General features: G+C 40.9%; 15 protein-coding genes and 1 tRNA gene. 13 read left to right on the top strand and 3 right to left on the bottom strand.

The genetic code is table 11. From position 1 onward, the window contains the following. The first annotated feature begins 37 nt into the window (after positions 1–37). The 13 genes from L0B18_RS13475 to L0B18_RS13415 all read left to right on the top strand — a co-directional run bounded on the left by L0B18_RS13475 (position 38) and on the right by L0B18_RS13415 (position 9,399). Positions 38–364, top strand: a complete 327-nt coding sequence (locus tag L0B18_RS13475) for a phage holin family protein (protein ID WP_234572311.1) — start codon at positions 38–40, stop codon at positions 362–364. A gap of 187 nt (positions 365–551) precedes the next feature. Beyond that, entirely contained in the window at positions 552–821 is a 270-nt protein-coding gene (locus L0B18_RS13470; protein ID WP_234572310.1) for an HPr family phosphocarrier protein, read from the top strand. Positions 822–823: 2 nt separating this feature from the next. Continuing rightward, positions 824–2,545, top strand: a complete 1,722-nt coding sequence (gene ptsP / locus L0B18_RS13465) for a phosphoenolpyruvate--protein phosphotransferase (protein ID WP_234572309.1) — start codon at positions 824–826, stop codon at positions 2,543–2,545. Positions 2,546–2,775: 230 nt separating this feature from the next. Continuing rightward, complete coding sequence (locus L0B18_RS13460) at positions 2,776–3,075, top strand: isoamylase early set domain-containing protein (RefSeq protein ID WP_234572308.1); 300 nt, start codon at positions 2,776–2,778, stop codon at positions 3,073–3,075. Positions 3,076–3,079: 4 nt separating this feature from the next. Beyond that, complete coding sequence (locus tag L0B18_RS13455; RefSeq protein ID WP_234572307.1) at positions 3,080–3,925, top strand: biotin--[acetyl-CoA-carboxylase] ligase; 846 nt, start codon at positions 3,080–3,082, stop codon at positions 3,923–3,925. After that, positions 3,849–5,210, top strand: a complete 1,362-nt coding sequence (gene tilS / locus L0B18_RS13450; RefSeq protein ID WP_234572306.1) for a tRNA lysidine(34) synthetase TilS — start codon at positions 3,849–3,851, stop codon at positions 5,208–5,210. Before L0B18_RS13455 ends, tilS begins: the two co-directional genes overlap by 77 nt. A 1-nt stretch (position 5,211) precedes the next feature. Then, a complete protein-coding gene (gene hpt / locus L0B18_RS13445) occupies positions 5,212–5,778 on the top strand; it encodes a hypoxanthine phosphoribosyltransferase (RefSeq protein ID WP_234572305.1) in 567 nt (188 codons plus the stop codon). 83 nt (positions 5,779–5,861) lie between these two features. Further along, positions 5,862–5,950 (top strand) — tRNA-Ser (locus tag L0B18_RS13440). Between the two features lie 87 nt (positions 5,951–6,037). Then, positions 6,038–6,898 carry a mechanosensitive ion channel domain-containing protein gene (locus L0B18_RS13435; RefSeq protein WP_234572304.1) on the top strand — a complete coding sequence of 287 codons (861 nt, stop codon included), beginning with the start codon at positions 6,038–6,040 and terminating at the stop codon, positions 6,896–6,898. Positions 6,899–6,996: 98 nt separating this feature from the next. Then, complete coding sequence (locus L0B18_RS13430; protein WP_234572303.1) at positions 6,997–7,482, top strand: DUF7700 domain-containing protein; 486 nt, start codon at positions 6,997–6,999, stop codon at positions 7,480–7,482. A gap of 148 nt (positions 7,483–7,630) precedes the next feature. Continuing rightward, positions 7,631–8,380: an MBL fold metallo-hydrolase gene (locus tag L0B18_RS13425; protein ID WP_234572302.1), complete on the top strand. Its 750-nt coding sequence runs from the start codon at positions 7,631–7,633 to the stop codon at positions 8,378–8,380. A gap of 47 nt (positions 8,381–8,427) precedes the next feature. After that, on the top strand, positions 8,428–8,664 hold the full coding sequence (locus tag L0B18_RS13420) for an SEC-C metal-binding domain-containing protein (RefSeq protein ID WP_255695642.1): 237 nt from the start codon (positions 8,428–8,430) through the stop codon (positions 8,662–8,664). A gap of 78 nt (positions 8,665–8,742) precedes the next feature. Next, positions 8,743–9,399, top strand: coding sequence for a hypothetical protein (locus L0B18_RS13415; RefSeq protein WP_234572300.1), 657 nt, complete (start codon positions 8,743–8,745; stop codon positions 9,397–9,399). A 49-nt stretch (positions 9,400–9,448) separates the two neighbouring features. Here L0B18_RS13415 and L0B18_RS13410 read toward each other — a convergent pair whose 3' ends face one another. From L0B18_RS13410 to L0B18_RS13400, 3 genes are read right to left on the bottom strand one after another with little or no spacing between them, the layout of a single operon-like run. Beyond that, a complete protein-coding gene (locus L0B18_RS13410) occupies positions 9,449–10,549 on the bottom strand; it encodes an NAD(P)/FAD-dependent oxidoreductase (RefSeq protein WP_234572299.1) in 1,101 nt (366 codons plus the stop codon). Further along, positions 10,549–11,160 carry a bifunctional nicotinamidase/pyrazinamidase gene (pncA, locus tag L0B18_RS13405; RefSeq protein WP_234572298.1) on the bottom strand — a complete coding sequence of 204 codons (612 nt, stop codon included), beginning with the start codon at positions 11,158–11,160 and terminating at the stop codon, positions 10,549–10,551. Before pncA ends, L0B18_RS13410 begins: the two co-directional genes overlap by 1 nt. A 4-nt stretch (positions 11,161–11,164) precedes the next feature. Further along, on the bottom strand, positions 11,165–12,571 hold the full coding sequence (locus tag L0B18_RS13400; protein ID WP_234572297.1) for a nicotinate phosphoribosyltransferase: 1,407 nt from the start codon (positions 12,569–12,571) through the stop codon (positions 11,165–11,167). Positions 12,572–12,808: the final 237 nt, after the last annotated feature.

The following is a 12,808-nucleotide window of genomic DNA, read 5'->3' as shown; positions in this document are numbered from 1 at the left end:
CGTATTGAAGTGAAACCTCCATTTAATCATCATACCTATGTTAAAAATATTGCTCATTAATAGCATTGTTGTTTTTCTGGGAGCCTATATCCTTGACGGCGTTAAAATTAAAAGTTTTTGGACGGCCATCGGTGTTGCGATTCTGCTTGGTTTGATTAATATGTTTATCAAACCACTCATTGTATTATTAACGTTGCCGCTCACCGTTCTAACACTCGGGCTTTTTGTGCTGGTTATCAATGCCTGGATTTTGATGATTATTGATAAAATGGTTGACGGGCTTACCATCAAAAGTTTCTGGTGGGCTGTTATTTACAGTATCATTATTTCTGCGCTCAATTCCGTTCTGCTCTGGATTTTCTAAATCAATTCGCTTTAAACCTCATCAAGAATTAAAGGATGTCGTTCAAAGTACGGCATCCAAATTCGATTTCGATTAAGTTTTTAAAACTTTCTTTGATAATCTTTATCTATGTTCTAAAACGATACTTTGTTTTTCATATCTTCAGTTAAGGTTATCAATCATATTGTTTTATCTTCTCTTAAAATCTATGGTTTCTAAAAAAGTAGTTGTTAAAAACGAATCCGGTTTACATGCGCGTCCTGCCTCTGTTTTAGTAAAGACCGCTTCCAGGTTTAAATCTGATTTTTTTATAAAGATGTACGGATACAAAGTTAATGGAAAAAGTATCCTGGGTGTTATGACTCTCGCAGCAGAATCGGGGGCAGAAATGGAGCTTATTCTGGAGGGACCAGATGAAAAAGAAGCCCTGGAAAAGATAGCCGAATTATTCGAAAATAAGTTCAACATGGCATCCTGATCATGAAGGATTTCCACACAAAAGTATTTTCAGGTCGCCCAGCAGCTCACGGAATCGGGATAGGCAAAGTGTGGACACTCCGTGATGAAAGCAGTGCTGTTCACCCCGAAAAAATTGCTGAATCGGATATCGAAAAGCACATCGGCAAATTCGAAAAGGCGAGAGAGCTGGTGAGCAGTGAGTATGAGAAGCTGAAATATATTCCTGAGGATGAAGAGCTTGAAGAGATTATTGATGCTCAAATTCAAACACTTTATGATCCCGAAGTAACTTCCTCAGTAAAATCAAAGATCGAGAAAGATCAATTTGCGGTTGAATATGCCATCTTCAGCACGTTTAACGATTACATTCAGTTGATGGAAAATTCAGGTTCTGCATGGGCCAAAGACCGCACCATCGACATTGTTTCGGTCCGGGATGAATTAATACGAGCTACCAAAGAGAAGAAAAAGGGGTACGCCGTAAAAAAAGGAGAAATCGTCTTTGCTGAAGAAATCTCACCGACGGCGATGGTTTATCTGAGCCGGATTAATATTGCAGGAATTGTGATGGAAAAGGGCGGGCTTACTTCACACGCCGTAATTTTGTCGCAATCTTTGGGAATTCCCTGTGTGATTAATGTCCACTGGAACCGATATAACATCTATGACGGCAGCGATGTAATTATTGACGGAACCACGGGTCAGGTGATAATCAATCCCACCTGGAAGCAGAAAGAGCAGTATAAACGCCGTAGAGAGGACGAGCAAAAACGTTTTGAAAAAGCTCTTGAATGGGCTAATAAACCTGATAAAACGGAATGCGGCTCACAATTTACACTTCGTGCAAATATTGAATTCCTCGAAGAATTACCCAGATTAAATACACACGGAGCTAAAGGAATCGGGCTATTGAGAACAGAAACGGTTCTGTTTGATTCGGAAAAATTTAATGTAGAGCAGCAGGTCGAGTTTTATGGAAAAGTATTGGAGGCTGCCGGTCAAAACTCTGTAACCATTCGCTTGTTCGATGCCGGGGGCGACAAAATTCTTGATGATTCCTCATTTGAAGACAATCCGTTCCTCGGCTGGCGGGGAGTTCGAATGTTGTTAGACAAAAGAAAATTACTGAGAAATCAACTGGAAGCAATCTACCGAGTATCTGGTCATTTTTCTGGGAAAGTAAAAATTTTGATACCGATGGTGTCTAGAATCGATGAGATCCGGTCGGTGAAAGAAATTTGTACGAATGTAATGAAAAACCTTGCTCGTCAGGATATTCCCTTTGATGAGAATATTTCTATTGGAGTGATGGTTGAGGTGCCAAGTATTGCTCTGATGTCTGAGTTTGTAGCCAAGTATGTGGATTTTTTTAGTATCGGTACGAATGATTTAACCCAGTATACTCTTGCCGTAGATCGTGGAAATGAGAAGATTTCACATCTGTTTGACAGTTTTCACCCGGCTATCTGGAGACTGATAAAAATCACTAAAGAATCAGCCGATAAGCATAATATTCCGGTTACAGTCTGTGGGGAAATGGCATCGAAACCAGAAGCTGCCGCTTGCCTTCTTGGTATGGGGATTAATGATTTGAGTATGAATACCGGTTCTATTCCTGCTGTTAAATCTGTGCTTTGTAGCCATACTTATAAGGAGATGAAGGATCTTTCCGATAAAATTTTAGAAACTGAAGAATTGGATCAGGTCTATGAACTACTGGAAGGTTGGAGGGCACTTTATTGATTAGCAATTTTTTGAAATTCCGATGATCTTAAGCTTTATCAGTGGTTTAAACTTTTTTGTTAAGACGGGAAACGCTCCCATCTCTAATACTTTTGCTATAAAACCATTTTATTTTAAATAAATAAAGTTTAATAACATTTTTAACATAATAATAAACTCATAAACATTTTATATCATAAGATTATTAGGTAGTTTCTGTGTGTTAAATTTCAAATAGCAATCCAACGATCATGTTAAAAAAGACTTTTACACCAAAGAGAACAATTTGTAAGGTAACATTTTCAATCCCAGTAGAGTGGGCTGAAAATAGTGTTCAACTTGTAGGCGATTTTAATGACTGGGACAAGGAATCAGACAGCCTTAAAAAAAAGAAGGATAAATGGGAAGTAACCCTGCGGCTGAAACCAGAAAATGAATACCGTTTTAAATATTTAATTGACGGTGAAAAGTGGGAAAATGACGATGCCGCTGACAAATATGTTGCCAATGATTTTGGAAGTGAAGACAGCGTTGTGGAAGTAGGAAAGTAAACTCATGTCCAAAAAATTCGATGTAGATCAGTTTCGTCATATACTTCAGACTTCCTGGTTGGGAAGTGAATTTATCTACCTCGAAAAAACAGATTCCACCAATTCTTACTTGAAAGGAATTCCCTCTTCCGATTTATCCCACGGAACAGTCGTTTTGGCTGACCATCAGTTGAAAGGGCGGGGACAATACGAGCGAAAGTGGGAGGCTGAACCCTTTAAAAATCTTACATTTACGGTCGCATTTCGGCCAAATGTAAAAGAGCGGCTAAACCTGCTTTCTATTGGTATTGCATATTCCATTACAAAGACTTTAGAACCTCACATATCAGAGTCTAAACAGGTTTGTCTTAAATGGCCAAACGATATTCTCGTAGATGGAAAGAAACTGGGAGGCGTACTTACAGAATGTATTTTTAATGGCTCCAGAACCGATCGCGTTTTGATTGGTTTTGGTTTGAATGTGGGACAGAGTCATTTTAGTAATGGTGTGAAAGAAACTGCGATTTCATTCAATGAAGTATCGGATTCCACACTTTCCAGAGAAGAACTTTTGAATGAGCTCTTACTCGGAATGGAAAATATCTATCAACGGTGGTACAAACGAGATGAAACTCTAAAAAAAGACATCAGTAAAAAGCTTGTTGGTTATGGAGAATGGGTTCAGGTAAGCATCAATGGAGTTATCCCCAATCAAAAATTCAAATTTATCGGGATAAACTCGAATGGAGAGTTAATGATGTTGAATCAGCAGTTGGATGTCAATACATTCACATATGAGCAAGTTCGAATCATCCCCGATAGCGAAGGAATTTCAGCAACAGAAGCAGGTCCATCTGTCTCAACCCAATAGCCGTGTCATTGCCGGGGTTAGTGGCGGACCGGACTCGATGGCGATGCTCTATCTGTTGCATCGGTTTGATGTAGAAACAATTGTTGTACACTGCAATTACCAGCTGCGCGGTGAGGCGTCAGACAACGATCAGAAACTTGTGGAAGACATTTGTATGCATTGGGGCATGGAATGTGTGTCGCTCCGGTTTGATTCTAAGATGGAAGCTGTTGGTAAAAATTTCCAGGATTGGGCCCGGTATCGACGTTATGTAGCTTTTGAAGAGCTCAGAAATGAACTTGAGGCCGGTCTTGTTCTCACGGCTCATCACCAGGATGATCAGCTTGAAACAATTCTCCAAAAAATTTTGAGGGGAGCCGGCCTTGCTTCCTGGAGGGGCATGGAAGTGATAGACGGAGTTTTATTTCGTCCGTTGTTGAATATTTCAAAGGCGGAAATTATGGATTTCGTCGAGGAGTTTAATATTCCCTATCGCATCGACAGAACGAATGAAGAATCGACCTATGCACGTAATTTTATACGAAATCATTGGTTCCCTGATCTGAATCGTCTATTCCCGGGATGGAAAAATAACTTGCTAAGAGTTACCGATCGATCGAATGAATTTTTTGCAATGGTCGGTTGGATGTTAAATCAAACAAGGGAAGGGAAGAAGCAATTAAACCGTAAAAAATTTCTGGATCTTCCGCAGGATATTCAGCCGTCAATTCTACTTGAATTTATCAAAGAGTGTGAGATTGATGCAGAGGTGAGTCTTGGTTTTTTGGAGAATTTGGACGAACTGTATCATTTGGAAAGCGGGCAAAAACTCCAAATTTCTGGTGAGCATTTTATTCAGCGAGATCGAACGGTTTTTAAAATTGTAGATGATTCATCTCCTGAGAAAATCCATTATAAAATTTATGAGGATCAGATAGGTAACTCTCTGGAAATCAATGGGTTTGCCTTTTATAAAGAAGAGATTTCGGAACAATTTTATAATAAAATTCTATACCTCGATATCAATCAAATAGCATTTCCCTTAACCCTGAGATATTGGAAATCGGGCGATCGTTTTCAGCCATTTGGAATGGGGGGCACTCAACTGGTCTCCGATCATTTAACAAATCGAAAAATTCCTTCGGACTTGAAGAAGGATGCGCTTGTGTTGGAATCTTTTGATGGCACAATTTGTGCTCTTATATTTCCGGCTAACTTAAAATCGAACGCCATAGGAACCATTTCCGAAACCGTTCGCTGTACTTCATCAACCACACAAACCTTAAAAATCAGAAAAGTTGACTGACATGGATTTGTATCAACCGGAATATGTAAATATCAATGGAGAAAAATTTCGTGTGTATCTCACTCACGAAGAAATACAGCAGCGAATCCGGCAACTGGGTGATCAATTGAGCCACGAGTTTAAAGACAAGAAGCCCATCTTTATTGGAGTTTTGAACGGTGCATATATTTTTCTGGCTGATTTGATGCGTTACGTAACCATACCCTGCGAAGTGGATTTTTTGAAGTTGAGCAGTTACGGCGATGAAAAAGTATCATCCGGACAGGTAAAACAATTGAAAGAGATTGATGCGAATTTGAAAGGACGCCACGTAATTTTGGTGGAAGATATTGTAGATACCGGTTTATCGATGAAATATCTTGTAGACAAAGTAGGCGAGTTGAAACCGGCTTCGCTTTCGGTGATAACGATGCTGCACAAATCGGACGCAACCAAATACAATGTTCAAATTGATTACGTCGGTTTTAAAATTCCGGATCTGTTTGTTCTGGGATACGGCCTTGATTATGCCCAGGAAGGCAGGAATTTAGCACAGATTTATATTCTCCAGGAAAAAGAAGAGAATTAGAAATAAATTCAAATCCCGGGTTGCAAAGGCATATAAAAGGTTCCTATATTGGATGCTCTTTAAGAGTCATAATTTGACCGTTCGGAGAGGTGGCTGAGTGGTCGAAAGCGCTCCCCTGCTAAGGGAGTATACCCTGAAAGGGGTATCGAGGGTTCGAATCCCTCCCTCTCCGCAAATTCGAAATCTTCCTTGAACCGTATTTAAAAGCCGTTTCAACAGGTCAAGCGAAGTATCCCGTAAAATCTCTTCTCATTTTTAAATGTTCGATGGTTTAACACCCTTGCAGGATCAACTGGCCATTTCTGAAACGATGCTGACACTACTGCTGGAAACAGCAATTCTTATATTGTTTGTAATCGCTCTGCGTTCTATTGCATCAAGGTTTATCAGAAAGAAAGTACGATCAAAAGAACTCCAGAGACGATGGCTGGTCCAAACCCGGAATGCCATGATTTTGGTATTAATATTCGGGCTGATTTTTATCTGGGGTGAAGAACTTCGCACACTCGCTCTTTCGGTTGTAGCCATCGCCGTAGCCTTTGTAGTAGCTACGAAAGAACTGATTATGTGCGTGACCGGATCCATTTTAAAAACCGGGGCCCGTTCTTTTAATATTGGCGATCGAATTCAAATCAAGGATTTTCGGGGTGATGTGATTGACCAAAACATTTTGGCAACGACTATTCTTGAAGTTGGTCCGGGTAAGCTCACCCATCAGCGTACCGGACGGATGACCGTCATCCCCAATGCCATGTTTGTATCCGAACCCGTTATCAACGAAAGCTATACGCATGATTTTGTGCTGCATGTGTTTACAGTTCCTTTCAAACGTGATGAAAACTGGCGTGCTGCCCAGGAAGCCTTCCTGAAATCGGCAAACAAGTATTGCAAACCTTATTTAAAAGAGGTGAGAATGCATATGGAATATTTAAGCCAGGAAAAAGGACTGGATGTGCCAACGGCTGATCCACGGGTGACTGTTCAGGTTCCAACAGCCGGAGAAATTCACCTGGTGATTCGTGTACCGGTCAAATCAAGTCAGCGAAGTTTTATTGAACAATCAATTTTATCGGATGTGTTCAGTAATCATGATTTTTCAATAAAGAAAGAACAGGAATAATTCTTTCCCACGATAAAGGCGGAAAAATAGAATCTCATTCCTATATTCAAACAAAAGAGAAGTATTGTCCATGAACCAGTCTATTAGCTTACACTATTATGAGCAGATCTGGAATAAAAACTCTCGCAAAAAAAGTGCTAAAGAAAGTCGGGCTTCGGAAAGCCAAAAATGGGCAGAAAAAATCAGTGAGAAAAGACGTTGAAATAATCCCGATTCAAGCGGATCTGAAATTTGAGGTTTATTGGAAAATTCTGAAGATCGGCAAAGGGCCGGCACTTATTCTTAAATCACGGGGTAAGGAGATCATGAAGTTTGATTGTTTCGGAAAAGACGATGGCCACTATCATGTGGCCCCACATTATAATTTCAGGATTTTTTTTCCCGAAGAGAAAGCAATGGATCAGATCAAGAGAACTGGTTTTGAACTTCGAAGAAATGCTCAGAAATACCTGGCTTTGCAATCTGATGAGAAGATCAGGCAAATCAAGATTGATGAAAAAAAAATTGCTGCAGCAATTCAGAAAGCTGAAGAGAAGATGATTTACTTCCTGGAAACGATCCCTCAATTTGAAGAGCTTCGGTGATTTTTTTCAGCTTGCACTCCATTTAATTGCCTTTTTGCTAATCATTCTTCCTGGATAACCACATAATTTTGCTAAATCTCCCAAGGCTATTAAATTGGTACGGTATCACAGTTGAAGTCAATTGCAATTAATGGACAATCCCGGCATCATGAAGAATATACTTTTTACTATCCTGATTTTAGCACTCTCCACCTTTTCAGCTTTTGCCCAATTATCATCCACTCCGGATACTTACGACACAGAAAATGGCGCCCTGACCGTCTACCCGATTAACCACGGAACAGTTGCATTTACATTTGATGGAAAGACCATTTTTGTGGATCCGTTTGGAGGTGCCGAACTTTTTTCTGATTTGGATGCCCCGGACATCATTTTTATCACTGATATTCATGGTGACCATCTGAATCCCGAAACCCTGACTGCACTGGATACCGAAAACACCACGTTTGTTGTTCCGCAGGCTGTGGCTGACCAGATGGAAGTTACAGGTGCCGAGACGATTATTATCGGAAACGGTGAATCTGCAGAAGTGATGGGACTTCCGGTTTCTGCTATTCCAATGTACAACCTTCCAGTAGATGATCCTGATTCACGCCACGTAAAGGGGAGAGGCAACGGTTACATCATCAATTTTGGAGGGAAAACGGTTTACCTTTCCGGCGATACGGAAGATATTCCTGAAATGAGATCTCTTGAAGGAATTGATATTGCTTTTGTTTGCATGAACCTGCCTTACACGATGGACGTCAATCAAGCTGCTGATGCCGTTATTGAATTCCAACCGGCAATTGTCTACCCATACCACCACCGTGGACAGGATATCAATGAATTTAAAAATTTAGTAGATGCCGCAAATGTGGATGTTGAGGTGAAGTTGAAGGATTGGTATTCGGAGTAAAAAAAGTTGTATAATAGATATATAGCAAACTAATTCAAGCAGAATTTATGTCAACAAAACCACACCGAAACGATCCTTGTCCCTGCGGTAGCGGGAAGAAGTACAAAAATTGTCACATGGGTAAAGACAGTTCAGGCGTATCATCCAAGATGGGAATGATCGGGCTCGGAATAGCTATTGTCCTGGGACTGGTTTTTGTTTTTCTCTCCTTATCTGGCGGAGGAAACACGCAGGACTGTCCTCCGGGAACATCATGGTCAGAAGCTCACGGTCATTGCCATTAATTTGATTTTGAAGCGGCTTCTGTTTTAGAATGAAGCGTTCTGATAACTGTTCATCGTTTTCTAAGTAATTTATTTACAATGATTAAAATTTTTATTGCCGCACTAACTTTTTGGGCCATAAGTGGAATATATCCGGATTCCTATCTGCAAGCCCAAAATGAGGGAACAGAAACTGAGATCATCTTTACAGAACAGAAAAAAGAAGAAGCACGGGAGCAGTTAAGGCGAATATTATCCCGGTATAAATTAGATCCCTGGATATTCACCAATGAGATTCAGATCGAATCAGGAGTGGACCCTCACAGCCATCCGATCTTAACACTCAATACCGAGTATCTGGATAATGATGAGGCTCAGCTTTCGGTTTTTCTACACGAACAGGCACACTGGTTTGTTTATCAACAGTCCGATAAAACCGAACAGGCAATTGAGGAGTTGAAAGCAGCTTTTCCGGATGCTCCGGCTTCAGCCGATTTTGGTACGTTCCGGCATTTAATTGTCGGCTGGCTTGAATTGGATGGAATGACTGAATTAACCAGTGAAGATCTTGGTCGTGAATTAATCCGAATGAAAATGGAAAAATTGATTTCTGAGCCGTACTCGGATGCCGAATTAAGTTATAAATGGTACAATGATCAGGTCTTAACAAAAACGGATCAGATCGGGGCCATTCTTTCATCATTTGATCTCATCATTACACCTGGTAAAGGCCTGAACGTTTCTTCTGCTAATTGATTCTCAGGTTGATAAAACAAAGCGAATCAATTCAATCTTGAGGTGAGTTTCAGAGAAACCTTTCAATCGAAATAGTTTTTTCAATTGAACTCCCGTTCAGGATATGTTCAACCAAAGTGTCTGCCATAAATCGGCCCATCAATAATCCTTTTGATCCCAGCGCTCCAATCATATATAATCCTTTTTTATCGGGATGAGGTCCGATCACCGGTTTCTTATCCTGAATGCTGACTCTCACGCCAGACCACTGTTCAATCGAAATGCTTTTGTCAATCAAACCGGGAAAAGTGGTGTCCAGTTTTTTCTTCAGGTAGTTTAATCCGTTTTCATCCGGTTTCAGATGGGTGAAATTATGTTCGTACGTGCTTCCAACTGTAATTTGATTGGGTTGATCTTTGATGAAAGCCATATAGCCAAGGCTGGAGACGGAGGTTTTGAAGGGGAGAGGTTCATCAAAAAAGAAGGTGGCTGTTTGACCTTTGACCGGATGTAACGGCACCATATTCCACTCCTCAGATTTAACCTGCTGATAGCCCGTTGCATCAATTACAAAATCAGCTTCATACGTTTGGCTATTTGCTAAATTTGCCTCCCATTTTTTTCGAAACTGTTGAAGATCATAATTTATACCTGAAAGTATATGGATGTCCCGCCGGTCGAGATATTCAGCAAAAGCTTTGATGAAAAGATTTCCGTTGACGGTCATTGCATTTCTCACAAATAATCCGCCAAAATGATTTTTAAAGACCGGGAATTGTTTTGAGAATTCATCTTTCGGAAGCCATTCAATCCATCCATCCGGCCATTCATATTTTCCCGGGGACTGTTCGAAATTTTTGGAGAGTTTTTTAGTGAGTGCAGGCCGAATAACTCCGCTCGTTTCAAATATGGTCTGGCCAAATTCTGCCTGGACACGATGCAATACATCTGAAATCAGGTTGAAACATTTTTTAGCTTTCCATGCTTTTCGGGCACGGCGTCCTGTAGCCGGGTTCACAAGCATTCCAGGAGAGCAAGAAGCACCGTAACCAATCTCATTCGGATCCAAAACCACACAGGTTTTTCTTTTTTGAAGAAGTGCTTCGGCACAAGAGAGGCCAGTGATTCCGGCACCAAGAATAATTCCGTCAACGTGAACTGAGCCAGCCACTACAGAAGTTTTTGTGAGGATGTTACATTGACGCCTTTTTCTTTCATTTCTTTCCAGGCTAATTCGAGAGAACCATTCAGGTCAATTCCTTTTACAGCATCTTCCACGATATACATGTTGAAACCTTCATCAATTCCATCAAGTACAGACCATTTTACACAAAAATCGGTGGCCAAACCAACCGTATACAAATCCGTGATGCCACGCTCTTTGAGGTAACCCGTCAGCCCGGTGGATGTTTTTTGGTCGTTTTCAAAGAAAGTGGAGTAGGAATCAATGGCTTTTCGAAATCCTTTCCGGATGATGACCTGCGTTTTCAAAGGATTCAAATCAGGATGAAACTCTGCACCCATCGAACCCTGAACACAATGATCTGGCCACAGAACCTGCTCTCCGTAATCTATGGCAATGGTATCGTAAGGATCCTTTCCTTCATGGGAAGAAGCAAAGGATGAGTGGTCTGCGGGATGCCAATCCTGCGTTTGGATGACGATATCAAAAACATTGATCAATTTGTTGATTGTCGGAACAATTTCATCTCCCTCTGGAACGGCAAGCGTTCCTCCGGGACAAAAATCATTCTGAAGATCTACAATCAGAAGTGTTTTCATGAGATTACGGTTTTAAAAGATTCAAAAGATTATCGCGTGTTTCCATCAGCCTTGTACTGATGCCCACTTTGTAGATATGGGGATTATCAAAACGTTTAAACTCCGGGTTGAGTTTGCCAAATCGTTCTTTTCTATAGGCAGAAATTTCTTTGACAGTCGGGAGCTCAGTAATCACTTCGCCTTCTTTAATGACTGGTATCAACAGTTCCTCAAATTTTCTGCCATTCAAATGGCTTTTTTTTGCGGGAAATGTGGGATGGTGCATGCGTTCCAGGAGATTTTCCTTCTCAAGCAAAATGGCATCACCATAAAAACTGCCATCATCATTCAGGTAACGATAGATTTTTTTATGTCCCGGAAGAGTAATTTTCTCAATGTTTTCTGAAATTTTTAAAGTGGGTTTTCCACCAATTGAACCCAGTTTATAAACTCCGTCAAGGGCGGGAGAGTTATCGCCCGTAACAAGTCTTGTCCCAACTCCAAAAATGTCGATAGGCGCATTCTGAGATCGAAGACTTGAAATGACCCGTTCATCCAGCTGATTGGATGCGGCGATTTTTACATCCTGAAATCCGGCATCGTCCAGCATTTTTCGGGCCTGTTTTGAAAAGTAAGCGAGGTCGCCGCTATCCAACCGGATTCCTCTCAGCTCATGGCCTTCGTTTCTTAGTTCGCTGGCCACTTTAATGGCATTGGGGACGCCGCTTCCAAGGGTGTCGTAAGTATCTACAAGAAGTACGGTATTATCCGGATAGTGATTGGCGTAGACCCGGAAAGCTGTTAGCTCATCTTCAAATGACTGAATCCAGGAGTGCGCCATTGTTCCGCCGGCTGGAACGGAAAAGCGTTGTGCCGAGTACACATTGGATGTGCCGTCGAATCCGCCGATCATAGCGGCTCTTGTGGCATGAATTCCCGCCAGTCCCTGGGCTCGTCGGAGGCCAAAATCAAGAATTGTAGAATCTTGACCAGCAGCAAATTTGATACGAGCTGCTTTTGTTGCAATCAACGACTGGAAGTTCAGCACATTCAGGAGAAGCGTTTCAATGAGCTGTGTTTCCAGTAAATTTCCTTCCACAATAACGATAGGTTCATTGGGAAAAACAATTTCACCCTCTTTAACCGACCAGATATTTCCGCTGAATTTAAACTCTTTCAGATATCCGATAAAGTCCTTATCAAATCCTTCATCTTCCAAGTAGCCCAATTCTTCTTCACTGAACCGGATATGTTTCAGAGTATCAATTAATTCCTTCAGGCCGGCAAAAACCACGTATCCGTTATCAAATGGGTTCTTTCGAAAGAAGTAATCAAAACTGGCACGTTTGTCATGCATTCCGGCTAAATAGTAGCCTTGGGCCATGGTGAGTTCGTAATAATCCGTATAGGACGCCGGATTGTCTATATACATATTTTATATTGAGTTGAATATTCAGAACAGAAAATAACGAAAGGAATAACAAGATACATGCAGGAAGATTGAGGTCGCCGAATGTAAAAACCATCATTGCGGGCGGAGTGAAGTATTCATATCCCTAAAAATAAGATAGATTATGAGTACTCAATACACTTTGTTTACAACGATCGGACAACGACTTGAAACTTAAACTTGTATTTCTGTAAGGGTCTGTATTTTACTTATATTTTG

This window comes from Rhodohalobacter sp. 614A, from assembly GCF_021462415.1.
In the GTDB taxonomy this organism is placed as follows: Bacteria; Bacteroidota; Rhodothermia; order Balneolales; family Balneolaceae; genus Rhodohalobacter.
Note: the sequence above shows the minus strand (reverse complement) of the source record. Positions and strands in the feature narration are given on the sequence as shown.

Excerpts from the sequence above, each read along its gene's own strand:
- L0B18_RS13470 (WP_234572310.1), top strand. The coding sequence starts at position 552 with ATGGTTTCTAAAAAAGTAGTTGTTAAAAACGAATCCGGTTTACATGCG.
- tilS (WP_234572306.1), top strand. The coding sequence starts at position 3,849 with ATGAGCAAGTTCGAATCATCCCCGATAGCGAAGGAATTTCAGCAACAG.
- L0B18_RS13425 (WP_234572302.1), top strand. The coding sequence starts at position 7,631 with ATGAAGAATATACTTTTTACTATCCTGATTTTAGCACTCTCCACCTTT.
- pncA (WP_234572298.1), bottom strand. The coding sequence starts at position 11,160 with ATGAAAACACTTCTGATTGTAGATCTTCAGAATGATTTTTGTCCCGGA.
- L0B18_RS13400 (WP_234572297.1), bottom strand. The coding sequence starts at position 12,571 with ATGTATATAGACAATCCGGCGTCCTATACGGATTATTACGAACTCACC.
- L0B18_RS13475 (WP_234572311.1), top strand. The coding sequence starts at position 38 with ATGTTAAAAATATTGCTCATTAATAGCATTGTTGTTTTTCTGGGAGCC.
- hpt (WP_234572305.1), top strand. The coding sequence starts at position 5,212 with ATGGATTTGTATCAACCGGAATATGTAAATATCAATGGAGAAAAATTT.
- L0B18_RS13415 (WP_234572300.1), top strand. The coding sequence starts at position 8,743 with ATGATTAAAATTTTTATTGCCGCACTAACTTTTTGGGCCATAAGTGGA.
- L0B18_RS13455 (WP_234572307.1), top strand. The coding sequence starts at position 3,080 with ATGTCCAAAAAATTCGATGTAGATCAGTTTCGTCATATACTTCAGACT.
- L0B18_RS13460 (WP_234572308.1), top strand. The coding sequence starts at position 2,776 with ATGTTAAAAAAGACTTTTACACCAAAGAGAACAATTTGTAAGGTAACA.
- L0B18_RS13430 (WP_234572303.1), top strand. The coding sequence starts at position 6,997 with ATGAGCAGATCTGGAATAAAAACTCTCGCAAAAAAAGTGCTAAAGAAA.
- ptsP (WP_234572309.1), top strand. The coding sequence starts at position 824 with ATGAAGGATTTCCACACAAAAGTATTTTCAGGTCGCCCAGCAGCTCAC.
- L0B18_RS13435 (WP_234572304.1), top strand. The coding sequence starts at position 6,038 with ATGTTCGATGGTTTAACACCCTTGCAGGATCAACTGGCCATTTCTGAA.
- L0B18_RS13420 (WP_255695642.1), top strand. The coding sequence starts at position 8,428 with ATGTCAACAAAACCACACCGAAACGATCCTTGTCCCTGCGGTAGCGGG.